Annotated in this window: 18 protein-coding genes, 2 tRNA genes, 3 rRNA genes and 2 pseudogenes; 14 read left to right on the plus strand and 11 right to left on the minus strand. The window is 44.7% G+C overall.

From position 1 onward, the window contains the following. The first annotated feature begins 113 nt into the window (after nucleotides 1-113). The 6 genes from C3F22_RS14175 (at nucleotide 114) to C3F22_RS14200 (ending at nucleotide 5,907) form a co-directional block, all read left to right on the plus strand. Nucleotides 114-1,073, plus strand: coding sequence for a sulfonate ABC transporter substrate-binding protein (locus C3F22_RS14175; protein ID WP_104426769.1), 960 nt, complete (start codon nucleotides 114-116; stop codon nucleotides 1,071-1,073). 28 nt (nucleotides 1,074-1,101) lie between these two features. After that, nucleotides 1,102-2,094, plus strand: a complete 993-nt coding sequence (locus tag C3F22_RS14180; RefSeq protein ID WP_104426770.1) for a sulfonate ABC transporter substrate-binding protein — start codon at nucleotides 1,102-1,104, stop codon at nucleotides 2,092-2,094. A 16-nt stretch (nucleotides 2,095-2,110) separates the two neighbouring features. Then, complete coding sequence (gene ssuD, locus C3F22_RS14185; protein ID WP_104426771.1) at nucleotides 2,111-3,286, plus strand: FMNH2-dependent alkanesulfonate monooxygenase; 1,176 nt, start codon at nucleotides 2,111-2,113, stop codon at nucleotides 3,284-3,286. Then, a complete protein-coding gene (gene ssuC, locus C3F22_RS14190) occupies nucleotides 3,286-4,101 on the plus strand; it encodes an aliphatic sulfonate ABC transporter permease SsuC (RefSeq protein ID WP_104426772.1) in 816 nt (271 codons plus the stop codon). The genes ssuD and ssuC overlap by 1 nt, the downstream gene beginning before the upstream one ends. 25 nt (nucleotides 4,102-4,126) lie before the next feature. After that, on the plus strand, nucleotides 4,127-4,933 hold the full coding sequence (locus tag C3F22_RS14195) for an ABC transporter ATP-binding protein (protein WP_104426773.1): 807 nt from the start codon (nucleotides 4,127-4,129) through the stop codon (nucleotides 4,931-4,933). A 350-nt stretch (nucleotides 4,934-5,283) separates the two neighbouring features. Next, nucleotides 5,284-5,907 carry a TetR/AcrR family transcriptional regulator gene (locus C3F22_RS14200; protein ID WP_005232857.1) on the plus strand — a complete coding sequence of 208 codons (624 nt, stop codon included), beginning with the start codon at nucleotides 5,284-5,286 and terminating at the stop codon, nucleotides 5,905-5,907. A gap of 72 nt (nucleotides 5,908-5,979) precedes the next feature. Here the strand turns inward: C3F22_RS14200 and C3F22_RS14205 are convergent, their stop codons facing one another. Continuing rightward, nucleotides 5,980-6,543 (minus strand): 5'-nucleosidase, encoded by a 564-nt coding sequence (locus C3F22_RS14205; RefSeq protein WP_104426774.1) that lies wholly within the window; start codon nucleotides 6,541-6,543, stop codon nucleotides 5,980-5,982. Nucleotides 6,544-6,798: 255 nt separating this feature from the next. On the opposite strand from C3F22_RS14205, the gene ribF reads away from it, so the two are divergent. The 6 genes from ribF to C3F22_RS14235 all read left to right on the plus strand — a co-directional run bounded on the left by ribF (nucleotide 6,799) and on the right by C3F22_RS14235 (nucleotide 13,894). Further along, nucleotides 6,799-7,800 (plus strand): bifunctional riboflavin kinase/FAD synthetase, encoded by a 1,002-nt coding sequence (ribF, locus tag C3F22_RS14210; RefSeq protein WP_104426775.1) that lies wholly within the window; start codon nucleotides 6,799-6,801, stop codon nucleotides 7,798-7,800. A 64-nt stretch (nucleotides 7,801-7,864) separates the two neighbouring features. Further along, nucleotides 7,865-10,711 carry an isoleucine--tRNA ligase gene (ileS, locus tag C3F22_RS14215; RefSeq protein ID WP_104426776.1) on the plus strand — a complete coding sequence of 949 codons (2,847 nt, stop codon included), beginning with the start codon at nucleotides 7,865-7,867 and terminating at the stop codon, nucleotides 10,709-10,711. Then, nucleotides 10,704-11,243: a signal peptidase II gene (gene lspA / locus C3F22_RS14220; protein ID WP_004781354.1), complete on the plus strand. Its 540-nt coding sequence runs from the start codon at nucleotides 10,704-10,706 to the stop codon at nucleotides 11,241-11,243. The genes ileS and lspA overlap by 8 nt, the downstream gene beginning before the upstream one ends. Further along, complete coding sequence (locus tag C3F22_RS14225) at nucleotides 11,236-11,718, plus strand: FKBP-type peptidyl-prolyl cis-trans isomerase (RefSeq protein WP_004781352.1); 483 nt, start codon at nucleotides 11,236-11,238, stop codon at nucleotides 11,716-11,718. The genes lspA and C3F22_RS14225 overlap by 8 nt, the downstream gene beginning before the upstream one ends. 133 nt (nucleotides 11,719-11,851) lie before the next feature. Continuing rightward, nucleotides 11,852-12,394, plus strand: coding sequence for an NADPH-dependent FMN reductase (locus C3F22_RS14230; protein WP_005232867.1), 543 nt, complete (start codon nucleotides 11,852-11,854; stop codon nucleotides 12,392-12,394). Between the two features lie 277 nt (nucleotides 12,395-12,671). Continuing rightward, nucleotides 12,672-13,894, plus strand: a protein-coding gene (locus tag C3F22_RS14235) for an IS3 family transposase (protein ID WP_104426777.1) whose coding sequence is annotated in 2 segments (ribosomal slippage) — nucleotides 12,672-13,008 and nucleotides 13,008-13,894 — 1,224 coding nt in all. Because the reading frame shifts where the segments join, the coding sequence is not laid out codon by codon here. Nucleotides 13,895-13,961: 67 nt separating this feature from the next. On the opposite strand, the pseudogene C3F22_RS14240 reads toward C3F22_RS14235, so the two are convergent. The 5 genes and pseudogenes from C3F22_RS14240 to C3F22_RS14260 all read right to left on the minus strand — a co-directional run bounded on the left by C3F22_RS14240 (nucleotide 13,962) and on the right by C3F22_RS14260 (nucleotide 17,469). After that, nucleotides 13,962-14,359 (minus strand): annotated as a pseudogene (locus C3F22_RS14240) (tautomerase family protein). A gap of 349 nt (nucleotides 14,360-14,708) precedes the next feature. Beyond that, on the minus strand, nucleotides 14,709-15,863 hold the full coding sequence (locus C3F22_RS14245; protein WP_104426778.1) for a PQQ-dependent sugar dehydrogenase: 1,155 nt from the start codon (nucleotides 15,861-15,863) through the stop codon (nucleotides 14,709-14,711). A 143-nt stretch (nucleotides 15,864-16,006) separates the two neighbouring features. After that, nucleotides 16,007-16,399: a GGDEF domain-containing protein gene (locus tag C3F22_RS14250; RefSeq protein WP_265735204.1), complete on the minus strand. Its 393-nt coding sequence runs from the start codon at nucleotides 16,397-16,399 to the stop codon at nucleotides 16,007-16,009. A 58-nt stretch (nucleotides 16,400-16,457) separates the two neighbouring features. After that, nucleotides 16,458-16,811 (minus strand): hypothetical protein, encoded by a 354-nt coding sequence (locus tag C3F22_RS14255; RefSeq protein ID WP_104426780.1) that lies wholly within the window; start codon nucleotides 16,809-16,811, stop codon nucleotides 16,458-16,460. A gap of 46 nt (nucleotides 16,812-16,857) precedes the next feature. Then, nucleotides 16,858-17,469, minus strand: coding sequence for a hypothetical protein (locus C3F22_RS14260; protein ID WP_104426781.1), 612 nt, complete (start codon nucleotides 17,467-17,469; stop codon nucleotides 16,858-16,860). Nucleotides 17,470-17,804: 335 nt separating this feature from the next. Between C3F22_RS14260 and C3F22_RS14265 the strand changes: the two are divergent. Continuing rightward, a pseudogene (locus tag C3F22_RS14265) lies at nucleotides 17,805-18,541 on the plus strand (IS1 family transposase). Next, nucleotides 18,538-19,239, plus strand: coding sequence for an IS1 family transposase (locus C3F22_RS14270; protein ID WP_004730370.1), 702 nt, complete (start codon nucleotides 18,538-18,540; stop codon nucleotides 19,237-19,239). The pseudogene C3F22_RS14265 and the gene C3F22_RS14270 overlap by 4 nt, the downstream one beginning before the upstream one ends. Nucleotides 19,240-19,577: 338 nt before the next feature. Here C3F22_RS14270 and rrf read toward each other — a convergent pair. The 5 genes from rrf to C3F22_RS14295 form a co-directional block, all read right to left on the minus strand. Continuing rightward, a 5S ribosomal RNA gene (gene rrf, locus C3F22_RS14275) occupies nucleotides 19,578-19,692 on the minus strand. A gap of 230 nt (nucleotides 19,693-19,922) precedes the next feature. Then, nucleotides 19,923-22,814, minus strand: a 23S ribosomal RNA gene (locus C3F22_RS14280). 404 nt (nucleotides 22,815-23,218) lie between these two features. Further along, nucleotides 23,219-23,294, minus strand: a tRNA-Ala gene (locus C3F22_RS14285). A 45-nt stretch (nucleotides 23,295-23,339) separates the two neighbouring features. Then, nucleotides 23,340-23,416 (minus strand) — tRNA-Ile (locus tag C3F22_RS14290). A gap of 61 nt (nucleotides 23,417-23,477) precedes the next feature. Further along, nucleotides 23,478-25,015 (minus strand): 16S ribosomal RNA (locus C3F22_RS14295). Together the 16S, 23S and 5S rRNA genes with 2 tRNA genes alongside form the textbook arrangement of a ribosomal RNA operon. Nucleotide 25,016: the final 1 nt, after the last annotated feature.

A 25,016-nucleotide genomic window follows, 5' to 3' on the forward strand; every position in this document is an offset into this window, starting at 1 on the left:
CTTTTTTATTCATTAGAAATTCCTGAATAGTTATTTTTTTAGAAAAGTAAAAAGCTTTAGCGTATGCCTAAGTTCTTCATTTCACATTTCTAAATTTTCAGGAGTTCTGATTAATGCGCCAATCACACATTCAATTATTCACAAAAACTGCGGTCCTTAGTGCTGCGGTGGCTGGCGTGATGATGCTTTCTGGCTGTGGCAAAAAACAAGAAGCCGTGACCCTGAATATTGGTTTCCAGAAATATGGCGTACTGCCGATTTTAAAAGAACGTGTCACCTTAGAAACGTCATTAAAAGAACAAGGCGTGAATGTGAAATGGGTTGAATTCCCGGCTGGTCCTCAGTTGCTGGAAGGCTTGAATGTCGGCAGCGTATCTTTTGGTGAAGCCGGTGAAGCGCCACCGATCTTTGCTCAAGCAGCGAACTCAAATCTGGTCTATGTGGCCAATCAGCCTGAAGCACCGAAAGCTGAAGCGCTAATCGTACAAAAAGACTCGAAAATTCAATCTGTACAGGATCTGAAAGGCAAACGTGTTGCCTTAAATAAAGGCTCAAATGTTCATTACTTACTACTTAAAGTCCTTGAAGCCAATAATCTGAAACTCAGCGATATCGAAGTAGTTTACCTGCCACCTTCTGATGCCCGTGCCGCTTTTGAACGCGGTGCTGTCGATGCCTGGGTGATCTGGGACCCATTCTTCGCTGCAGCAGAAAATCAGATTGGTGCGCGTGTCATCGCCACGGGGGAGAACATCGTCAGTAACCATCAGTTCTATCTGGCAGATCGCAAGTTTGCTGAAGCCAACCCACAAATTATTGAAGCTGTCGTGAATGAACTCAATCTGACCACTGAGTGGGTCTCTGCTCATCAGGATGAAGCAGCCAAACTTCTGGAAAAACCAACAGGTCTGGCATTTGATGTATTGAAAACGTCTATTTCACGCATGGGCTTTGGGGTAAAACCACTCACTCCCGAAGTGGCACAAAAACAACAACAAGTGGCTGATGCCTTCTATGGCCAGCAACTGATTCCAGCAAAACTGCATATTCAATCTGCAATTATCGCGAAGTAAACCAAAGAACAATTTAGGGGATTTAATCATGACTCAACATCAGCTACACAACAAAGCAATCACATGGTTCAAGACCTCCAGTCATGGGATGAAAGCTGCATTAGTTGCTTGCGCGATGTTGGGTTCAAGTGCCACTTGGGCAGTAGATCCTTCTGTTAAACAGCTTCGTGTGGGCTACCAAAAAGCCTCTGTGAACCTGGTCATTGCACAGCAGCAAAAGCTGTTTGAAAAAGAATTTCCAAATGCAAAAATCAGCTGGAATGAATTCCCAGGCGGACCACAAATTTTAGAAGCATTGGCGGTAGGTTCTATCGATGTGGGTGCAACTGGAGATACACCTCCTGTCTACGCTCAGGCAGGCAATAAGCCATTGCACTATTTTGCTTATGAAACTGCAAAACCTTTATCTTCTGCCATTCTGGTCCAGCATAATTCCAAAATTACCAAGCTGAGCCAGCTCAAAGGTAAACGTGTTGGCGTGCACCGCGGTTCAAGCTCACATTATTTACTGGTACAGGCAGTACGCAAAGCGGGTTTGCAATGGACTGATATCCAGCCGATCTGGTTAAGCCCTGCTGATGCGCGTGCAGCTTTCCAGAAAGGGGCGATTGATGCGTGGGCGATTTGGGATCCCTACTATGCTGCGGCTCAAGTAGAAAATAAAGCCAGAGTTTTATCTTCAGGTAAGGGCTTAAGTCCAAATTACACCTTTTACCTCGCTTCAGAAAATTTAATCAAAAATCATCCGCAAGCCTTAAAAGGCATTATCAAGCAGGTCAATGTTGCAGATAAATGGGTACAAAGCCATAAGGCTGAAACTGCAAGCATCTTTGCACAAAGTACCGGTCTAAAACCGATTGTCAGCCAGACCTTTATCCAGCGTCGTCCAAATCCGTCTGGTGCTGTACCGCTCACCAAGAAAGTAATTGCCGATCAGCAGGAACTCGCAAACCGTTTCAGCGAACTCAAGATAATTCCGAAATCTATCAATATTCAGCAAGCCGTTTGGGCAGGCAAATAATCTAAGGATCAAAGACATGAAAATTTTCTGGTTTATCCCGACACATGGCGACAGCCGCTACTTAGGTACCAGCAAAGGTGCACGCCAGGTTGATCATGCCTACATGAAGCAGATTGCGGTTGCGGTCGATAATCTTGGTTATGAAGGTGTATTAATCCCGACTGGCCGTTCATGTGAAGATCCATGGTTAACTGCAGCCAGCCTGATTGATGCCACTAAAAAACTGAAATTCCTCGTCGCGCTGCGTCCAGGTGTTACTACGCCTGCCCTGACTGCACGTATGGCTGCAACTTTTGACCGTCTATCTGGTGGCCGTGTATTGCTGAACTTGGTGACGGGTGGTGATGAGCAAGAACTAAAAGGTGACGGCGTTTATGAAGATCATGCAACACGCTACAAGACTGCGGCTGAATACACCACCATCTGGCGTGAAATTCTGACCCGTTCACATACAGGCGAAAGCTTCACTTTCCATGGTGAACGCTTAAGTGTGGACGAGGCCAAACTGCTTTATCCACCAGTTCAAAAACCATATCCTCCACTGTGGTTCGGTGGTTCTTCAGATGCTGCGATTGAACTTGCAACAGATCAGGTTGACACTTACCTGACTTGGGGTGAATCACCTGCAGCAGTCAAAGAAAAGATTGAAAATGTCCGTGCCAAAGCTGAAGCGAAAGGCCGTAAGCTTAGCTATGGTATCCGTTTACATGTGATTGTTCGTGAAACCAATGAAGAAGCATGGAAGGCCGCAGAAGAGCTGATCCAGTATGTAAATGATGCAACCATTGCAGCAGCTCAGGCAAAATTCAAGCAAATGGACTCTGTCGGTCAGCGTCGTATGGCTGAACTGCATAATGGCGACCGTAGCAAACTCGAAGTGTCTCCGAACCTGTGGGCAGGTGTAGGTCTGGTACGTGGTGGTGCAGGTACAGCGCTTGTAGGTGATCCAGAAACTGTCGCAGCACGTATTCAGGAATATGCTGATCTAGGTATCGATACCTTCATTTTCTCAGGCTACCCACATCTGGAAGAATCGATCCGTTTTGCTGAACTGGTATTCCCATTGCTTCCATTAGAAACTCAACAAAAACTGGCTCAGCCAAACCTGACTGGTCCATTCGGTGAAATTGTGGCAAATAACTACATGCCAGATGAGAACAAGAAGGCTGCGAGTGTTCAGGAGCCAGCTTAATGTCGAAAGTCGTTTCTGTTGAAACCATTGCAGAAAAGAAGGTTTCACGTGGAACACAACTCGGGCAGCGTTTGCTGCCCTGGTTAGTTCCCATTGGATTAATTTTGATCTGGCAGATCGCGTCAAGTACTGGCCTGCTGGAAAGCCGAATTTTGCCTGCACCGAGTGCAGTCATCGCCGCATTCTGGGCTCTGCTGATGAGTGGCGAACTCTGGACCCATGTAAAAGTCAGTGCTGGCCGTGCCCTGAGTGGTTTACTGGTGGGTGGTGGTTTGGGGCTGCTTCTAGGTTTACTCAATGGTTCGTCCAAGGCTGCCTCTACCCTGCTCGATACCACTTTACAGATGATCCGGAACATCCCTGCCCTGGCCCTAATTCCACTGGTGATTTTGTGGTTCGGCATCGATGAATCAGCCAAGCTGTTTCTGGTCGCCATCGGCGTGTTCTTCCCGATCTATATCAATACCTATCATGGCATTCGCTCAGTCGATCCGCAGCTGATCGAAATGGGTAAAAGCTATGGGCTCACCCGTTGGCAACTGTATAAAGAAATTATTTTACCAGGCGCAATGCCTTCGATTCTGGTGGGTTTACGTTTCTCGTTAGGTTTAGTGTGGGTACTGCTGATTGTGGCTGAAACCATTTCTGCACAGTCCGGGATTGGTTATATGACCATGAATGCACGTGAATTCCTGCAAACCGATATCGTACTGGTAGGTATTTTACTGTATGCCCTGCTCGGTAAACTGGCAGATGTCCTGGCTGTAGCCTTGGAACGATTCCTGCTGCGCTGGCATGCTGGCTATCAAAAATAATTGAAAAAATATTGAGGAGCATGTGATGACTGATCTCAGCTTAGGGCGTCTTGCCAATGATTCGACTGCAGTGCAGGGGCCTGCTGCAACCGATATCAATCCCAATGCCGTTGCGGGTGCCGAAATCATTATTGAACAGCTGCACAAGTTCTATGGCTCAGTGAAGGTACTGGAAGATCTAGACCTGCATATTCAGCCGGGTGAATTTCTGGTGATTGTTGGACGTAGTGGCTGTGGTAAAAGTACCCTGCTCCGTCTGATTGCCGATCTTGAAAAACAGAGCTATGGCGAAATTAAATTCAAGTCTGCGCGTCATATCCGTGAAGGCATTACCGCTGATGATATCCGTGTGATGTTTCAGGATCCGCGTTTATTGCCATGGCGGAGCATCGAACAGAATGTGCAACTCGGCCTACCAAAAGACCGGCATGACAATGCTTCACAAATGCTGGAGAAAGTCGGCTTAAAAGAGAAAGCCGGGCTCTGGCCTTCACAACTGTCTGGTGGTCAGCGTCAGCGTACTGCCCTGGCACGCGCCTTATCGCATAAGCCGCGTATTTTACTGCTGGATGAACCACTTGGTGCACTGGATGCCTTGACCCGTCTGGATATGCAGAACCTGATTGAAAAATTATGGACTGAACAAGGCTTTACCGCGATTCTGGTCACCCACGACGTGAGTGAGGCCGTACAACTCGCTGACCGGATTATCCTGCTAGATAAAGGCCATATTGCCAAAGAGTTCAAAGTTGATCTGCCACGTCCACGACAAAAGAATGTGAAATTCGCCGAACTTGAACAACAGGTTCTGAATGCGGTTTTGGCAACCTGAAATGCGAGGGAATCCGGAATAGCTGTTTATTCTGGATTTCTTTATTTCGAATCTAGAGAACCTACATCTTATTGATTATTTATTCAGCAATTGGCAAAATTTCAACTTCATTCATTAATTTTATTTTAACTTTATGATGCCTCAAGGTAATAATTAGTACTTAAAAAATAATCAACCTTTTCAAAAACTTGGTTTTTAATTCTTACGCCTTAAACCGATACTAATTGTATCTTTAATCTAAAGAATAAATCATCGTTATTCATAAAATTAGCGCCTGACTTGATGCACAAATCTGATGATTTGACGTACAATTAAAAATTCCCTTTTTTAATTGTTTTTAATATTTGCTGATGGAACAAAAAAAGAGTACTCAAAAACGCAACCAGCTGCTGAATGCTGCACTCGATGTTTTTTCCCTATACGGTTTTAATGGGGCGAGTTTGGATGAGATCGCACAAATTGCAGAAATGCATAAGTCGAATATTTTCTATTATTACGAAAATAAAGAGGCGCTCTATGTAGAGGTTTTAACGACCGTTCTACAAAAATGGCTGGCACCTTTACAAATGCTAGAAGCTGATCTTGAGCCTGAAGAAGCGATTACCAATTATTTGATGCAAAAAATTGAAGTATCGCGTACCCAGCCTAAAGCTTCGCGCTTATTTGCTCTGGAAGTGATTCAGGGTGCGCCGCACATTTTAGAAATCTTAAAAGGTCCATTGAAAAAACTGGTCAAGCGTAAAGCCAAAGTGATTTCAAACTGGCAGGAACAAGGCAAGATTTCTAAAGATATCGATCCTGAACTGCTGATTCTGAATATCTGGGCCGTGACCCAGAACTATGCAGATTTCGCGACTCAGATGGAAATGGTAACAGGTAAGACCTTGCGTAACCGCAGCATGCAACAACGGATTATCCAGCATACTGTACATATGATGCTGTACGGCGTACTTCCGCGTACACAAGAAAAATAGGTCAACGCAAAAAGCATTTGGCATACGACCATAAATTTTATGGTCGCCGACCCCTTCTCTCACCCTTTATTATTATTTTAACGTTTGATATAAATTCAATAATTTCTGCGCACCTAGCAGCAGATTATCTTCCCAGTCCAAATGAGCACTATCATCTGCACCGTCAGTAATATATTTAACTGAAATTAGGCGCACATTCAATTTTCTGCATACCTTGGCCAGCGCATAGCCTTCCATATCCACCAGCTGACAAGCCACTTTCGGCAAGCCTGTTTCAAAGCTGTCCCCTGTTCCACAAATTCCTTTCGGTAAATGGGCAAAAAACGGTTCCAGATCAATTGCGCCTGGCAAATGATCATCCATCGGGGTAATACCAACTTCAAATCCTAGTGGTGAAACATCCATATCACGTTGTACAAAACGCTTAACTTCGAGCAGTTCATGCGCTTTGAAATGGGAACTGCCTGCGGTGCCGAGATTAATCAGGGTCTTGCAGCCAGTTTTCTGAATCACTTCAAAAGCCTTAAAAGCAGCATTCACCTTGCCGATGCCACTATAGTGGACTTCTGCACCTTCTGCTTCGAACAAACCTTTGGATTCACTGGCCAATGCCATAATGAGTGCCGAATCTGACATGCAAACTACCCGAGACTGAGAAAACCGTGACATTAGAAAGCAAAATCCGGGCAATGAAAAGCGGGTTTTTAGATTTCTATTTTGTAGATCTTTCACTTAAATAACCACAGAAGATTCTTGAATGGCACGCTTTCTTCTTAATGTGTTTCGTGATTTTTCAATAATTTTTTTGCATAAAAACACAACAACAAGACGAATCGTTGAGATTATGGCAATATATAGCCTTTCCTATTTTTCAATTCCCTGATTTCGCCTATGCAGCTGCTCCGTCTCAATGCTTTAGCGTCCCATTCTGAATTGCCAAAAACCGCCGTTACGATTGGTAATTTTGACGGCGTGCATCTGGGTCATCAGGCCATGATCAAACAGTTAAAAGCTGTTGCAGAAGCTGAGCAACTAAAAACTGTTGTGATGATCTTCGAGCCACAACCGCTTGAATTTTTTAAAGGTTATGAAGCACCGCCACGTATTTCTTCTTTGCGTGAAAAGGTAGAATATCTAAGTGAACTGGGTGTGGACTATATTGCGGTCGCCAAGTTTGATCATCATTTCCGAAGCCTGAGTGCCGAAGCCTTTGCCGACATTCTGAAAGATAAACTGAATGCAGCACATCTGGTCTTGGGGGATGATTTTCACTTTGGTAAAAACCGTCAGGGCAATAGTGAATTCCTGCGAGATTACGGATTTAAGGTCACCAACCTGCATACTATTGCGTTAGATGGTGAACGGGTCAGTTCTACCCGCATCCGTCAGACCCTGCAAGCGGGCGACCTGGCTCTGGCAGCCAAATTACTGGGACGTCCTTATAGTATTACCGGCCGGGTGCAATACGGCGACCAGATTGGCCGTACCATTGATTTCCCGACCATTAATGTCCGGTTAAACCGGCATAAACCCTGCCTGCAGGGAATTTATGGGGTTGAAGTCGTCTGTGAAACCGGATCACTCAGCGCCAAGGTTCAGCAGGAAAATCCTGAACAGCCGGGTATTGCCGGCTATGATCAGGGCAGCCTGTTTGGTGCCGGTCATGTGGGTACCCGCCCTGCGATCAAACAGACTCATCCGGAATGGCGATTAGAAGTACATTTTCCTGATGTTTCTGCTAATCTGTATGGCCTGTTAATGCGGGTAACCTTCTTGAATTATCTGCATGGCGAAAAAGATTATCCTTCGCTTGAAGCGTTAAAGGCCGGAATTGATGATGATGTTGAGAAACTGCTTGAGTTTCGTCGAAAACACCCCACATTTCCCTTTTAATGTCCCGTATTTTTATTGTAAAACGTGTCAGTCTAATGACTGATTAAATTGGAAGACAACTTGCATGAGCGATAAGCAAACTCCTGAAAATGCAGTGGATTATAAAGCCACGCTGAACCTCCCAGGTACTGACTTTGCAATGAAAGCAAATCTGGCAGTACGTGAAGCGAAATGGTTAGAAGAGTGGTATGCCGATGACATTTATCAGCAGATTCGTGCATCGCGAATTGGCAAGAAAAAATACGTGCTTCATGACGGCCCTCCATATGCCAATGGCCAGATTCACCTAGGTCATGCAGTCAACAAGGTACTTAAAGACATCATCATTAAAAGCCGCATCATGGACGGTTTTGATGCGCCTTATGTACCGGGCTGGGATTGTCACGGTCTTCCAATTGAACTCAAAGTTGAAGAAAAAGTCGGTAAGGTCGGTGTCAAAGTGGATGCGTCTACTTTCCGTAAAGCTTGCCGCGAATATGCATTGAGCCAGGTTGAGCTACAGAAAAAAGACTTCATCCGTATGGGTGTGTTTGGCGACTGGAGCAATCCTTACCTCACCATGAACTTCAATCAGGAAGCCAACATTGTACGTTCACTCGGTGAAATCGCGAAAAATGGCCATATCCAGCCAGGTCTTAAACCGGTGAACTGGTGTCTGGACTGTGGTTCAGCACTGGCTGAAGCTGAAGTTGAATATGAAGATAAAAAATCAGATGCAATCGACGTCGGCTTTAACGTGGTTGATCTGGCGGATCTGTCTGCACGTTTAGGTGTTGAAGTTAAAGACTCAACTGATATCGTGATCTGGACCACAACGCCTTGGACACTTCCTGCGAACCAGGCGGTTGCCCTGCATGCTGAAATTGAATACCAACTGGTTAAAGCACGTGGTGAAGATAAAGCTGCACAAAACTTTATTCTGGCTAAAGATCTGGTTGAATCTGCAACTGAGCGCTATGGCTTTAATGCGGTTGAAGTGATTGCTGATTTTACCGGTGCGAAACTTGAGAATCTGGTACTGCAACATCCTCTAATTGCTGAGCGTCAAGTGCCAGTGATTCTGGGTGAACACGTCATCGCAACCAGCGGTACCGGTGCTGTACATACTGCGCCTGGCCATGGTGTGGACGACTATAAAGTTGGTCTGCTGTATAACCTGAAAGTAGATAATCCAGTGGGCGGTAATGGTGTGTATTTACCGACTTCACCACTATTTGCAGGCGAGCACATCTACAAGGCCAATCCCCAAATTATTGCGGCACTTGGCGAAGCTAACAAGCTATGGGCACATAAGCCTATCAAGCATAGCTACCCGCACTGCTGGCGTCATAAAACTCCGATTATCTTCCGTGCGACCCCACAATGGTTCATTAGCATGGATGAAAAAGGTCTGCGTCAGGGTGCGTTGAATGCCATTGAAAATGACATCAGCTTTGTACCGGATTGGGGTAAAAACCGTATCCAGGCGATGATCGAAGGCCGTCCGGACTGGTGTATCTCACGTCAACGTACCTGGGGTGTACCAATTCCATTCTTCGTGCATAAAGACACCAATGAATTGCATCCTCGTACACCTGAACTGATCGAAGAAGTCGCGAAACTGATCGAACAGGAAGGTATTGATGCCTGGTATAACCGTGAAGCCAAAGACTTCATCGGTGATGATGCTGAGCAGTACAACGCGGTTCGCGATACCTTAGATGTATGGTTTGACTCTGGTACAACCCACTATGCAGTGCTGCGTGACCGTGAAGAATTGACCGATCCAGCTGATCTATATCTTGAAGGTTCTGACCAGCACCGTGGCTGGTTCCAGTCTTCATTATTGACCTCTATGGCAATCAATCAACGTGCGCCATACAAAGGTCTGCTGACTCACGGTTTCGTGGTCGATGAGAAAGGCCGCAAGATGTCGAAATCGCTGGGTAATATCATTACTCCGCAAGACATTATCAAGAACATGGGTGCAGACGGCCTGCGTTTCTGGATCGCTTCAGCAGATTACCGTTATGAAATGACCGCAGGTAAAGAAATCTTTAACCGTGCGTCAGATGGTTATCGTCGTATCCGTAATACCCTGCGTTTCTTGTTGGCAAACCTGAATGGCTTCAACCCGGCAACTGATGCTCTACCTGTAGATCAACTGATTGCACTGGATCAATACATCCTGCAACGCGCGAATGATGTACAGGAAACCATCAAGAAAGCATATGAAGATATGAACTTCCATATCGTGACCAATGCCTTGACCAACTTCTGTATTAACGACCTTGGTGGTTTCTACTTAGACATCATCAAAGACCGTCAGTACACCACTAAAGCAGATTCACAGGCACGTCATTCTGCGCAAACTGCGCTATATCATCTGGTACAAGCCTTTGTACGCTGGATGGCACCAATCCTGAGCTTCACCGCTCAAGAAGCATGGCCACTAATTCCAGGTCAAAGCGAGAAATATGTGTTCACTGCTGAATGGTACGATATTCCAGTTTCAGCACAAGAAAACCTGTTGTCTGAAGCAGACTGGCAAACCCTGATTGCAGTCAAATCTGCGGTCAACAAGCACATTGAAAATGCGCGTAACGAGAAACTAGTGGGTTCAAACCTGTCTGCCAAAGTTGAGCTGTGGGCCGATGATGAACTGAAAGCTGTTCTAGACCGTCTGGGTGATGAGCTGCGTTTCGTTCTGATCACTTCTCAGGTAATCGTGAATCCGTTTGATGCTGCTCAAGGCAATGACGCTGAACTTGAAGGCCTACGCGTAAAAGTATCTGCGGCAGATGGCGAGAAATGTGTACGCTGCTGGCATGTGCTTCCTGATGTGAATACACATGCTTCACATCCAGGACTATGCGGTCGTTGTATCATTAACCTCCCGAGCGGCCAAGGTGAAGAGAGAAAATATGCCTAACCCACAGCAGAAAAAGGGTCTGTTCCAGTTCTATCCTCACAATTTGTGGTGGATCGGACTGGCTATTCTGGCGATCATTCTAGATCAATGGACCAAATGGATTGCGGTAACACATCTGGAATATGCAGATCCGGTGCCCGTCCTGCCCTTTTTAAATTGGACACTATTACATAACTATGGCGCTGCCTTTAGTTTCTTGTCCGATGCTGGTGGCTGGCAACGCTATTTCTTTACCTCTCTTGCAGGTTTAGTGTCTGTGGTTTTCGTGTTCTGGCTGATGCGTATGCCAAAGAGCATGAAAGTCTTGCCACTAGCAGTTGCCCTGATTCTGGGTGGTGCTATTGGTAACCTGATTGACCGCATTTCTTTAGGTTATGTGGTCGACTTTATTCATGTCTATTATCAGAACAGTCACTTCCCTGCTTTTAATATTGCGGATAGTGCCATTACTTTAGGTACGATTCTGCTGCTGATTGATACGTTTTTCCTGGAAAAACACCGAATTCAACGTGCACAGGCGCAACATGACTGATTTTATTAATCCTAACGAGGAAACTCGTGTTGAAGACGGCTCTAAAGTCGAGCTTCATTTTTCTGTCGCGATCGAAAGTGGCGTAGAAATTGACAATACCCGTAGCCGTGAAGAACCGGTAAGCCTGACCATTGGTGATGGCAACCTATTACCAGGTTTTGAAAAAGCTTTAATGGGCTTGCGTGCTGGTGACCGTCGTACTGTCAGCCTTCCGCCCGAAGATGCTTTTGGTCCGTGGAATCCTGAAAATGTCCAAAAATTTGATACGGTGAAATTTGGCGAACGTCCGATCGAAGGTCACATGATCGAGTTTGAAGACAAGGCCAAATCGACTTTGTATGGCGTAGTAAGATCCGTAAATGATGATATTACCGAAGTGGACTTTAATCATCCGCTTGCAGGTAAAAATATCACCTTTGAAGTTGAAATCTTCAAAGTTACTCCAGCTGGCCAGCAAGGCGTGAAGCTGATGTAATATCGGCTAATCACATGATTTAAAAGAGCTCCTTCGGGAGCTTTTTTAGTTTCTGGATACAAATCCTCTCTAGTCTCTGTTCAGAAATCTGATTAATTTAATTTGATGAGCATGCGATAAGAAAGGGAAAGATATGAAAATTTATATTGTGGTTGGCAGTGTGCGTGAAGGACGTACAGCAATTAAGGTCGCACATTGGGTACTACAGGAAATTAAAAAATATGGTTTTAGCACGCTTGAAACCGAACTTGTCGACTTAAAAGAATGGGATCTTCCGCTTTTTGCTGGTTCTCATCCCCCATTGACCGGTATTTATGATCAACCGAAACAGCAGGAATGGGCCGACTTTATCGCTCTTGCGGATGCATTTATTTTTATCAGTCCTGAATATAACCATGGCTATAGCCCAGCATTAAAGAATGCGCTGGATTATCTAGCCAAGGAATGGCAAGGCAAACCGGCAGCTTATATCGGTTATGGCGTCACCAACGGCTCACGTTCCATTGATCAGATCCGTCAGGTCGGCACTCAGCTTGGCATGGTGGATACCAATGCGATTGTAGAGCTGCGGGACATTTTTAGTCGCAATAAAGACTACAGCTTTGAAGGAAATGAATTCGACAATAAAACACTTAGAGATGTCGTGGATAAGCTGATCCAGTATGTCAGTGCCTGAGGACGACAGCGATGTGCGCTTTAGCCTACAGGCAGCGCAGAATTTGTCGGCTATTCTCACTTTCAGTTCAAGGCTATAGTTTGATTCATAGACAGACAGGAAGTCTGCAAAGCGATACAACAACAATAAAAAACGCAGAGTAACAGGACGTTGACAGGTCAGACAGGAGTCAGATCTGAGAAGCAAATCCAGAAAAGCCTCAACAGGATGTTGAGGCTTTTTTGTATTTAAAATTGTCCCGTCCTGAAATAAGTTTACACCTTAAGAGACTTATTTTATGGAACATGCACAAGAACAACGAGTTAAACGCACACAACGTGATTATAGCTTCGCCTTTAAAATGATGGTTGTACATGAAGTAGAAAAAGGGCAAATTACTTATAAACAAGCTCAGGCAAAATATGGTATTCAAGGAAGATCAACTGTGCTGGTATGGTTACGCAAGCACGGACAACAGGACTGGACTTCGAATATGCCGACTTCTTCTAAACGCCAATTAACCCCCCAACAACGAATCCGCCAATTAGAAAAGCAGTTAGCCGCAGAAAAGCTTAAAACTGAATTTATTCAGGATGTGATTTATCACATTGATAAAGAATGTGGGACTGATCTTGGAAAAAAGTATACCGAGCACGTTTCAAAGATTGGCAAAGCCAAAGAAGACTAAGCGTTTCACGTTATTGTCAGTGGTTGGGAATCACCCGACAAGCTTATTATCAAGCAGAAAAACGTGCTCAAATGGCTGCACAAGCAACTGAACAAATACTTGAGTTGGTTATGGAATATCGTTGTCTCATGCCAAGTATCGGAACACGTAAGCTGTATTGGCTTATTAAAGGCAAATTGTTGCAGCGTGGTTTAAAGTGTGGACGGGATCAGTTATTTAAAATATTGAAAGAGCATAATTTATTGATTCGCCCCAAGCGTCGCTATACAAAAACTACGGATAGCAAGCATTGGATGAAGAAGCATCCAAATTTATTAAAGGATTATTCAGCAGTGCAAGCCAACGAAGTCTTTGTTAGTGATATTACTTATGTTGAGAGTGCTGAAGGCGTACATTATTTATCCTTAGTGACAGATGCTTATACCCGTCAGATTAAAGGTTATAAGTTATCGAATGATATGCGTGCGGAGAATGTTGTGCAGGCTCTACATATGGCGATGCAGCATGTGACGGATCGAGCGACAAGGATGATTCATCATTCAGACAGAGGCTCTCAGTATTGCTCTGAACTATATCAATCGGCATTACGCCATTATGGGGTATGTCCTTCTATGACAGATGGAGGAGACTGTTACCAGAATGCATTAGCAGAGCGGATTAATGGAATATTAAAGCAGGAGTTTTTAATTACACGATGTCAAACCATGAAAGAGTTAGATCACTTAATTGCGGAATCTATCATGATTTATAATTGCTATAGACCACATTTAAGTTTAAATATGAACACCCCGAATCAGACGTATGAGCAAACTAAAACCGAGCTAATTGCTTAACTCGGTTTGAAGTGGAATACTGTCAATCTATTTCAGGACAAGACAAATCTGGTATTTTTTTAAAAAATCAGATCTCTATATTAAAGCCTAAATTGACATCACAGGCTGCTTGTCCGCCTCGGATTCCCCAGTTTTCCAATGGACTTTCTCACAGATGAATCAGGATATGATCAGGCGGAATGCCCAGTTTTCCCAAGCTTTCTACACAATCTGCTGATACAGTTTGCGCTTGGTCTCCAGACTCCGGCCAGCGAAGCAGTCAATACCGATCAAGGTAAAGTATTCAGGCTGGGTCAGATGAGTCATATACTGAAAACGATGGGCTTCATGTACCACCAGCCGGATATTACGGTCATAGTCAGGCAGCTGAAACGCATTTTTCACACATTGAAATACGCTGTCGAGTAACTGCTCTTCATCAGCCTGGGAATACTGCTGCCGGACTTCAATTTGAACGGTAGGCATGTGCTTTTCCTTTTTATTATTTTATTGAATTCTTTTAGATATTTTTTATTGAATAGAGAGATGAGCTTCAATAAGGCCTCCTATCTCTACCATATCGTAAAATTATCCTGAGAACTCTGGAATTAATCGGATAAATATTCTTAAGTGAGCTTGTCGCCTCTACTCGGTTTTTCTGACTCAGGTTATATTGAGTGCATACCAAGACAGGAAGCCTTGCAAAAACAAGAATAAAACATCGGCAGGATGCTGATCGATACCGGAGGAAAGGTATCTGAGCTAAATTTGAAAAGGCCCTCACAGGAGTTGGGGCCTTTTTCTTTCATTGTGTTATTAACTATTTAGCTTTTTACTAAGGTGCGGTCATCTTAAGCAACTTGGCTTTTGGACCATCTTCAATCACCCAGAGTGAGCCATCTTTGGCCTGAATCGCACCACGAATCCGCTCTTTCATATCCAGTCGCTGTATTTCTTTCGCAGGATTTTGAGTGGTATCAATCACGATCATTGCCTGAGAAGACAGACCTGTAGCAATGGCTTTATTTTTCCATTGAGGAAAGCTATTGCCAGTATAGAACAGCAAGTCTGAAGGAGAAATTACCGGAGTCCAATCTAATGCTGGTGCTTCAAACTCTGGTCGGGTAGTGTGATCTGGAATCGGCTTGCCATCATAATGCTCCCCATTGGAGACGATCGGATAGCCATAATTTTTGCCCTTCATCACTTTATTCAGCTCATCACCGCCTTTAGGACCCATTTCAATCACCCAAAGCTGCCCTTGTGGATCAAATGCCAAACCGAGAGGATTACGGTGTCCCAGACTCCAGACCTGCTTAGCAATTTCGCCCTGATTCATAAATGGATTATTGGAAGGAATTGAACCATCGTCATTCAGACGAATAATCTTGCCGGCATTGGATTTCATGTCCTGGGCTGGATTAAATTGCTGACGTTCACCCGAACTGATCCAGAGTTTATTATCTGAGCCAAAGATAATCCGGTGCCCATAATGGCCTTGTCCTGAAGAAAATTTCGGTACCTGAGTCCAGATTTTCTTAATCTGAGTGAGCTGTGGCGTGCTCTTGGTGAGATCGAGCTTGCCACGAACCACAACTGCACCATAGCCACCCTGCCCCTGTTCGGCATAACTGAGATATACCCACTGATTCTTGGCAAAGTCAGGATGGAGTGCGATATCGCCTAAGCCACCTTGTCCGCCATAGGCCACTTGAGGAATACCCTGAACAGTTTGAGTGCTGCGATTGGCTGGATTAAATAATTTTAATTTTCCTGATCTTTCGGTAATCAGTAAACGCTGATCTGGCAGCTCAATCAGTGCCCATGGCTCATTCAACTGCGCAAACTCTTCGACTTTATAAGCTTGCTGTGTGGTTTTGGCAGCAGATTGTCCAGCTGGGGATGCTGAAGTCTTGTCTTGGGCACAGGCAGTCAGGCTATAAGAACCTAAGCCTAATAATAAAATTGCTGCTATTTGAGTCTGTTTCATTGTTATTCTTCATGCTAATTTCATTCAGATAAGTACCAATTTAGCATTCCAGACAGCGGCTAAAATAATAAAAAAGTAAAGGAATCGTAAGCGGATATAACATAATCTCAATAAGATAGCTGATGCATTAATTGAGTTTTTTATTATTTAATACAGGCTGAATCGTGAAGAATTTTCGCCTGATACAACTGCTGATCGGCTGTTTTTAGTAAACGATCAACATTTTTATAAATATGCTCTGCATCCATAATCGCTGCTCCGACACCGATACTGATCCAGGTTTTGTCATCCCCACGATTGGCGTGTTCTAAATTGAGCTGACGAATAACCTCACAAAGTTGCTCGGCAAAAGCTTTAGCTTCCTGCCAGGAAATATCTGCCAGTAAAACTGCAAATTCCTCTCCACCATAGCGGGCCAAAAAGCCATTTTCAGGCAATATTTGCTGAATAGTTTGAACCAGTGTTTTTAAAATATAGTCACCTTTGAGATGGCCATAATAGTCATTATAGTTTTTAAAATAATCCACATCGATCATATAAACAGCCAGCGAAGATTGGTTTGCTATCGCATGCTCATATTGCTGCTGAAGCTGTTCATATTAAGGCAAAGTGATTATAGGCACCTGTCAGCGAATCCAGCCTCACCTGCTGCGCGAGTTCCTTATTGAGCAAGGTGATATCATGCGTACGGTCCTGAACCTTCTGATCAAGTTCTTTATTCAGTCGCAAAAGCTGCTTGTTTAACAACTCGGTATTAATACTTTGCACCGCATAATCACGGCTGAGCTGAAAGGTAATTAAAATAAAATAGGCACAGGAGGTATAAAATGCAATTTCAACCGAATCAATTACCTTAAGCGCAAGTAAATAGTCATGCAGGAAGGTCAGGCAGACCAGCACCACCGCAATAGAATTGATCTTGGAATAACGCACATGCGATTTGTGCATGCGGTAAGCGCCATAAAGCAGATTAATAAAAACCAGTACTGCAATACTAAAGCTTTGGAAAAAAGAAGCTCTGGAAGATATAAGGCAGCTTAAACAGGGTCACAGCCACATTGATACTAATTAACAAAGCTGTGATTTTTATTAAATAAGGATTTAACAGTCGATACGGCAATAAATAGATATAAATCAAGAAGAACAGAGTCGCCAATTCATTCAGTAAATACTCAAATCGTGTGCCCCATACCCAGGAAATATTCGTGAATAAAGTATAAATGAATGGGACTGCAAAGAAGCTACGCAGGCTCAAGCACAGAATAAATAACCCTAGAAACAGCAGCAAATTACCTGCTTGCGTTTTAAGGCTACGAAATACTGCAAAGAACACCATAAAGCAGCCAATCATCAGCAGAACGCCACTGATCACACTTAAAGGAATTACCTGATCATAAAACTTATCCAGAATAGGCTGGTTAAAGCCAATAAACATGCTGTTTTCCAGCCCGCCACGGATATGGTGATAACTTGAAGCCTGAATGGTAATCGTCACTTCCCGCTGTGAGGGAAAGAAAGAAGCCAACTTTGGCGCCATCATGGTCTGATGCTGACCATGTATGCCTACCTGCCCTACTTCTATCAGCAGATGATCATCGACATACATGCGATAAGCCCCATACTGATAAGGCACATAAATATAAACCGCATGATTGATGACTGATTCAGGCAGCCTGAAGGCTTTTTGAAAAGTTCCAATATGGTCTTTATGACCTGTTAAGGTCAGGAAAGAATTAGGTAAATGAACTTTTTCAGCAGCAAGAGTCTGACTAGGGGAATTTAATTGAGAGGGCTGCTGCTCAGAAATGGGATCAATCAGCTGATTGGAATAAAAATCCTATTCGCCATCAAGTTTGACATACTGATGATGATCAAAATTTAAGGTGGTGTATCAAAAAGTATGCTAAAAAAAAGCAGGTTGAATTTTGATAAAATAGAGAAATGCAAATAACTCTAGAAATCAAATGTCCAACCTGCCTCAGTGACAGTATAAAGAAAAATGGCATCAAAGTAGATGGGAAACAAAACTACCAATGCAAAGACTGCAAACGTCAGTTTATTGGTGACCATGCTCTGAGCTATCTAAGATGTAATTCTGGCATTACTCGTAAAATATTACAGTGAATGGTCAGAGGCAGCGGTATACGAGATATCGCTGAAGTTGAGCGCATTAGTATCGGTAAAGTCTTACGGACTTTAACTGAATGGGCCTATCAAATTCAGCCTAAACAAAGTCCTTATGAATCTCTCGAAGTAGATGAATTCTGGACTTTTGTTGGAAATAAAAATAATAAACAATGGCTTATTTACGCCTACCATCGAGAAACAGGTGAGATTGTTGCTTATGTTTGGGGTAAGAGAGATTTAGCTACAGTCCAAAGGTTGAAGACAAAGCTTAAACAATTAGGTATTCACTACACCCGAATAGCAAGTGATCATTGGGACAGTTTCATCACTGCTTTTAAAAACTGCAAGCAAAGTATTGGTAAGTTATTTACTGTAGGAATTGAAGGTAATAATTGCAAATAAGGCATCGAATAAGGCGTGGTTTTAGAAGAAGTTGTAATTTCTCCAAAAAGCTTGAAAACCATTTTAAAGCCTTCGACTTAACTTTCTGGTGGTGTTTCAAAAGGTATGCTGAAAAAAACAATATGGCTTTTGATAAAATAGAGGTATGAAAATAACGCTACAAATCAAATGTCCTACCTGTCTAAGTAATAATATAAAGAGAAATGGCATCAAAGTAGATGGGAAACAAAACCATCAGTGCAAAGATTGCAAACGTCAGTTTATTGGTGATCATGCATTAAGCTATCAAGGGTGTAACTCAGGTATTACCGGCAAGATATTACATTTGATGGTCAGAGGAAGCGGTGTAAGAGATATTGCTGAAGTCGAGCGTATCAGCATTGGCAAGGTATTACGAACCTTAAGTGAATCGATCTATCAGATTCAGCCTAAACAAAGCCACTACGAATGTCTTGAAGTCGATGAACTTTGGACTTTTGTAGGGAATAAGCAAAATAAACAATGGCTTATTTATGCCTACCATCGAGAATCTGGAGAAATTGTTGCTTATGTTTGGGGTAAGCGGGATTTAGCAACGGTTCAACGTCTTAAAGCTAGACTTAAAAAGCTTGGGGTTCAATATGCTCGAATTGCGAGTGATCATTGGGATAGTTTTATCACAGCATTTCAATGTTGCAAGCAAGTGATCGGTAAGTTTTTTACCGTCGGTATTGAAGGTAACAATTGTAGAATTCGTCATCGAATCAGGCGTGGATTTAGGAGAAGTTGCAACTTTTCTAAAAAGCTTGAAAATCATTTTAAAGCCTTTGATTTGACTTTCTTTTACCTTAATAACGGATTTGTTTAACGCCAGCATACTTTTTGAAACACCACCAACTTTCTTTTACATCAATAATGGCTTCATTTAATGTCAGTATACTTTTTAAAACACCACCCAAAATTTAATTCTGTTACAGCGTATAGCTGTGGAGAAATCAAACTGAGCCATATCAACACAAATGTGTTCATGAGAATCTGCTGCATATGACTCAGAGAATAAAAAAATATTTACACGAGTAGTATAACATTTTACAGCTGATCAGAGATTATACAGCCGTAAAAAATTAGTCGTTAAAGATAAAAAAAGGTTTATATGTTATATATAAAAAAAGCCCCCTGCGATAGCAGAGGGCTTTTGGAATAATGAGCTGGCGATGACTTACTCTCACATGGGAGACCCCACACTACCATCAGCGCTAAGAGGTTTCACTTCTGAGTTCGGGAAGGGATCAGGTGGTTCACTCTTGCTATGGTCGCCAGCACAACTGTTTATGGATACTTGCTTTGGTCTTATGTCTCACTTTTCAGTGTATGCCAATGCTTTTTCCAAATGAGTTATTAACAGAATATCTGAGTTCTTGCGAGTAGAACTAAGCAGTGCTTAATTATACTCTCATTTGTTCGATTAGCTTAACTAAATCAAGGCTTCGTCTGATCGTTAGATCAATATGAAATCAATTGACGCTTTATATACAACTGCTTGGGTGTTGTATAGTCAAGCCTCACGAGCAATTAGTATTGGTCAGCTTCACATATCGCTATGCTTCCACATCCAACCTATCAACGTCGTAGTCTTCAACGGCTCTTTAGGAGACATAAAGTCTCGGGGAAATCTTATCTTGAGGTAGGCTTCCCGCTTAGATGCTTTCAGCGGTTATCCCTTCCGAACATAGCTACCCGGCGATGCGACTGGCGTCACAACCGGTACACCAGAGGTTCGTCCACTCTGGTCCTCTCGTACTAGGAGCAGATCCTCTCAAATTTCCAGCGCCCACGGTAGATAGGGACCGAACTGTCTCACGACGTTCTAAACCCAGCTCGCGTACCTCTTTAAATGGCGAACAGCCATACCCTTGGGACCTGCTTCAGCCCCAGGATGAGATGAGCCGACATCGAGGTGCCAAACACCGCCGTCGATATGAACTCTTGGGCGGTATCAGCCTGTTATCCCCAGAGTACCTTTTATCCGTTGAGCGATGGCCCTTCCATACAGAACCACCGGATCACTAAGACCTACTTTCGTACCTGCTCGACTTGTGGGTCTCGCAGTTAAGCGCGCTTTTGCCTTTATACTCTACGCGTGATTTCCGACCACGCTGAGCGCACCTTCGTACTCCTCCGTTACTCTTTAGGAGGAGACCGCCCCAGTCAAACTACCCACCAGACATGGTCCTCGCTCCCGATCAGGGAGCAGAGTTAGAACCTCAATATTACCAGGGTGGTATTTCAAGGATGGCTCCATGGCAACTAGCGTCACCACTTCAAAGCCTCCCACCTATCCTACACAAGTAAGATCAAAGTTCAATGTCAAGCTGCAGTAAAGGTTCACGGGGTCTTTCCGTCTAGCCGCGGGTACACCGCATCTTCACGGCGAATTCGATTTCACTGAGCCTCTGCTGGAGACAGCGCCGCCATCATTATGCCATTCGTGCAGGTCGGAACTTACCCGACAAGGAATTTCGCTACCTTAGGACCGTTATAGTTACGGCCGCCGTTTACTGGGGCTTCGATCAAGAGCTTCGCTTACGCTAACCCCATCAATTAACCTTCCAGCACCGGGCAGGCATCACACCCTATACGTCCACTTTCGTGTTTGCAGAGTGCTATGTTTTTAATAAACAGTTGCAGCGGCCTGGTTTCTGAGGCTGCCAACAGCTCAAGGAGCAAGTCCTATCACCGCCGGCAGCGTACCTTCTCCCGAAGTTACGGTACCATTTTGCCTAGTTCCTTCAGCAGAGTTCTCTCAAGCGCTTTGGTCTACTCGACCTGACCACCTGTGTCGGTTTCGGGTACGATTCCAGTGTAACTGAAGCTTAGAGACTTTTCCTGGAAGTATGGTATCAGCCACTTCACCAGTAAACTGGCTTGCTATCAACTCTCAGCATAGAGCACCCCGGATTTGCCTAAGATGCATGCCTACTGTCTTCCACCTGGACAACCAACGCCAGGCTGACTTAACCTTCTCCGTCCTCTCATCGCATTACACTGAAGTATTGGAATATTAACCAATTTCCCATCGACTACGCCTCTCGGCCTCGCCTTAGGGGTCGACTCACCCAGCCCCGATTAACGTTGGACTGGAACCCTTGGTCTTTCAGCGAACGGGTTTTTCACCCGTTTTGTCGTTACTCACGTCAGCATTCGCACTTCTGATACCTCCAGCAGACTTCTCAATCCACCTTCATCGGCTTACAGAACGCTCCCCTACCACTTGCAATAAATTGCAAATCCGCAGCTTCGGTACATAGTTTTAGCCCCGTTACATCTTCCGCGCAGGCCGACTCGACTAGTGAGCTATTACGCTTTCTTTAAAGGGTGGCTGCTTCTAAGCCAACCTCCTAGCTGTCTATGCCTTCCCACATCGTTTCCCACTTAACTATGATTTAGGGACCTTAGCTGGCGGTCTGGATTGTTTTCCTCTTGACTACGGACGTTAGCACCCGCAGTCTGTCTCCCGGATAGTACTCATTGGTATTCGGAGTTTGCATCGGTTTGGTAAGTCGGGATGACCCCCTAGCCGAAACAGTGCTCTACCCCCAATGGTATTCGTCCGAGGCGCTACCTAAATAGCTTTCGGGGAGAACCAGCTATCACCGAGTTTGATTAGCCTTTCACCCCTATCCACAAGTCATCCCCTGGCTTTTCAACGACAGTGGGTTCGGTCCTCCAGTTAGTGTTACCCAACCTTCAACCTGCTCATGGATAGATCACCCGGTTTCGGGTCTATACCCAGCAACTAAACGCCCTATTAAGACTCGATTTCTCTACGGCTCCCCTATGCGGTTAACCTCGCTACTGAATATAAGTCGCTGACCCATTATACAAAAGGTACGCAGTCACCACACAAAGTGGCTCCCACTGCTTGTATGCATGCGGTTTCAGGATCTATTTCACTCCCCTCACAGGGGTTCTTTTCGCCTTTCCCTCACGGTACTGGTTCACTATCGGTCAGTCAGGAGTATTTAGCCTTAGAGGATGGTCCCCCTATATTCAGACAAGGTTTCACGTGCCTCGCCCTACTCGACATCATCATATCAGCCCTTTCGTGTACAGGACTATCACCCACTATGGTTGCACTTCCCAGAGCATTCCACTAAAACTGATATGACTTAATGGGCTGTTCCCCTTTCGCTCGCCGCTACTGAGGGAATCTCAATTGATTTCTTTTCCTACGGATACTGAGATGTTTCACTTCTCCGCGTTCGCCTCATAAACCTATGTATTCAGTTTATGATACCGACCTTATAGCCGGTGGGTTCCCCCATTCAGACATCTCCGGATCACAGGATATTTGCCGCCTCCCCGGAGCTTTTCGCAGGCTATCACGTCTTTCTTCGCCTCTGACTGCCAAGGCATCCACCACATGCACTTAATTACTTGACTATACAACCCCAAACAGTCGTTTATCCCACAAGTAAGATAAGCAACAGATTATGATGATTACTCATCACTCTCATACAGTTGGTGTCTCGTAGATTTAACTACCGTACAGCTTCAATTAGATTCATATACCAAAACGCTTGATTCAGTTAATTTCGCTAGTTCTCATTCAATCACTTCAACAATCAATCTTGCGATCTTTCGTTTCCGCTCTTTCATGAGTATGAACAAATTATTTCAACTCAAATATATTCTGTTAATGATTTAATGCATCCTCGTCGGACTGCATTACTGTGATAAATCACAGAGATTAATAACAATGCCGCGTATTATACGCCGCTTTCTTACTAAGCTCTATAAGCTATCAAACCGTTTGCTTAATGTTTAACTCATTGCATCGCAATGAGTGGTGGAGACTAGGAGAGTCGAACTCCTGACCTCCTGCGTGCAAAGCAGGCGCTCTACCAACTAAGCTAAGTCCCCAGCTTATCAATAAGTCAATGTTCTGATTTTCTGTTTTCTGGCAGATGGTGGGTCTGACAAGACTTGAACTTGTGACCCCACGCTTATCAAGCGTGTGCTCTAACCAACTGAGCTACAGACCCTCAGATACATCGTCATGAAGAACAACTTGTTGTGGATTCTTACCAATCGTCAATCTTTCGTTAAGGAGGTGATCCAGCCGCAGGTTCCCCTACGGCTACCTTGTTACGACTTCACCCCAGTCATCGGCCACACCGTGGTAAGCGTCCTCCCTAAGGTTAGACTACCTACTTCTGGTGCAACAAACTCCCATGGTGTGACGGGCGGTGTGTACAAGGCCCGGGAACGTATTCACCGCGGCATTCTGATCCGCGATTACTAGCGATTCCGACTTCACGCAGTCGAGTTGCAGACTGCGATCCGGACTACGATCGGCTTTTTGAGATTAGCATCTGCTCGCGCAGTAGCAACCCTTTGTACCGACCATTGTAGCACGTGTGTAGCCCTGGCCGTAAGGGCCATGATGACTTGACGTCGTCCCCGCCTTCCTCCAGTTTGTCACTGGCAGTATCCTTAAAGTTCCCACCCAAAGTGCTGGCAAATAAGGAAAAGGGTTGCGCTCGTTGCGGGACTTAACCCAACATCTCACGACACGAGCTGACGACAGCCATGCAGCACCTGTATCAGAGTTCCCGAAGGCACCAATCCATCTCTGGAAAGTTCTCTGTATGTCAAGGCCAGGTAAGGTTCTTCGCGTTGCATCGAATTAAACCACATGCTCCACCGCTTGTGCGGGCCCCCGTCAATTCATTTGAGTTTTAGTCTTGCGACCGTACTCCCCAGGCGGTCTACTTATCGCGTTAGCTGCGCCACTAAAGCCTCAAGGGCCCCAACGGCTAGTAGACATCGTTTACGGCATGGACTACCAGGGTATCTAATCCTGTTTGCTCCCCATGCTTTCGCACCTCAGTGTCAGTATTAGGCCAGATGGCTGCCTTCGCCATCGGTATTCCTCCAGATCTCTACGCATTTCACCGCTACACCTGGAATTCTACCATCCTCTCCCATACTCTAGCTAACCAGTATCGAATGCAATTCCCAAGTTAAGCTCGGGGATTTCACATTTGACTTAATTAGCCACCTACGCGCGCTTTACGCCCAGTAAATCCGATTAACGCTTGCACCCTCTGTATTACCGCGGCTGCTGGCACAGAGTTAGCCGGTGCTTATTCTGCGAGTAACGTCCACTTATCCCAGGTATTAACCAGGTAAGCCTCCTCCTCGCTTAAAGTGCTTTACAACCAAAAGGCCTTCTTCACACACGCGGCATGGCTGGATCAGGGTTCCCCCCATTGTCCAATATTCCCCACTGCTGCCTCCCGTAGGAGTCTGGGCCGTGTCTCAGTCCCAGTGTGGCGGATCATCCTCTCAGACCCGCTACAGATCGTCGCCTTGGTAGGCCTTTACCCCACCAACTAGCTAATCCGACTTAGGCTCATCTATTAGCGCAAGGTCCGAAGATCCCCTGCTTTCTCCCGTAGGACGTATGCGGTATTAGCGTCCCTTTCGGAACGTTGTCCCCCACTAATAGGCAGATTCCTAAGCATTACTCACCCGTCCGCCGCTAGGAATCAGGTGCAAGCACCCTATCCCCGCTCGACTTGCATGTGTTAAGCCTGCCGCCAGCGTTCAATCTGAGCCATGATCAAACTCTTCAGTTAA

It is taken from the genome of Acinetobacter sp. ACNIH1 (assembly GCF_002934695.1).
GTDB lineage: Bacteria > Pseudomonadota > Gammaproteobacteria > Pseudomonadales > Moraxellaceae > Acinetobacter > Acinetobacter variabilis.

What these genes read in the sequence shown, in the direction of transcription:
- C3F22_RS14175 (WP_104426769.1), top strand. Translation starts at nt 114, where the DNA reads ATGCGCCAATCACACATTCAATTATTCACAAAAACTGCGGTCCTTAGT.
- C3F22_RS14180 (WP_104426770.1), top strand. Translation starts at nt 1,102, where the DNA reads ATGACTCAACATCAGCTACACAACAAAGCAATCACATGGTTCAAGACC.
- ssuD (WP_104426771.1), top strand. Translation starts at nt 2,111, where the DNA reads ATGAAAATTTTCTGGTTTATCCCGACACATGGCGACAGCCGCTACTTA.
- ssuC (WP_104426772.1), top strand. Translation starts at nt 3,286, where the DNA reads ATGTCGAAAGTCGTTTCTGTTGAAACCATTGCAGAAAAGAAGGTTTCA.
- C3F22_RS14195 (WP_104426773.1), top strand. Translation starts at nt 4,127, where the DNA reads ATGACTGATCTCAGCTTAGGGCGTCTTGCCAATGATTCGACTGCAGTG.
- C3F22_RS14200 (WP_005232857.1), top strand. Translation starts at nt 5,284, where the DNA reads ATGGAACAAAAAAAGAGTACTCAAAAACGCAACCAGCTGCTGAATGCT.
- C3F22_RS14205 (WP_104426774.1), bottom strand. Translation starts at nt 6,543, where the DNA reads ATGTCAGATTCGGCACTCATTATGGCATTGGCCAGTGAATCCAAAGGT.
- ribF (WP_104426775.1), top strand. Translation starts at nt 6,799, where the DNA reads ATGCAGCTGCTCCGTCTCAATGCTTTAGCGTCCCATTCTGAATTGCCA.
- ileS (WP_104426776.1), top strand. Translation starts at nt 7,865, where the DNA reads ATGAGCGATAAGCAAACTCCTGAAAATGCAGTGGATTATAAAGCCACG.
- lspA (WP_004781354.1), top strand. Translation starts at nt 10,704, where the DNA reads ATGCCTAACCCACAGCAGAAAAAGGGTCTGTTCCAGTTCTATCCTCAC.
- C3F22_RS14225 (WP_004781352.1), top strand. Translation starts at nt 11,236, where the DNA reads ATGACTGATTTTATTAATCCTAACGAGGAAACTCGTGTTGAAGACGGC.
- C3F22_RS14230 (WP_005232867.1), top strand. Translation starts at nt 11,852, where the DNA reads ATGAAAATTTATATTGTGGTTGGCAGTGTGCGTGAAGGACGTACAGCA.
- C3F22_RS14245 (WP_104426778.1), bottom strand. Translation starts at nt 15,863, where the DNA reads ATGAAACAGACTCAAATAGCAGCAATTTTATTATTAGGCTTAGGTTCT.
- C3F22_RS14250 (WP_265735204.1), bottom strand. Translation starts at nt 16,399, where the DNA reads ATGATCGATGTGGATTATTTTAAAAACTATAATGACTATTATGGCCAT.
- C3F22_RS14255 (WP_104426780.1), bottom strand. Translation starts at nt 16,811, where the DNA reads ATGCACAAATCGCATGTGCGTTATTCCAAGATCAATTCTATTGCGGTG.
- C3F22_RS14260 (WP_104426781.1), bottom strand. Translation starts at nt 17,469, where the DNA reads ATGTATGTCGATGATCATCTGCTGATAGAAGTAGGGCAGGTAGGCATA.
- C3F22_RS14270 (WP_004730370.1), top strand. Translation starts at nt 18,538, where the DNA reads ATGAAAATAACGCTACAAATCAAATGTCCTACCTGTCTAAGTAATAAT.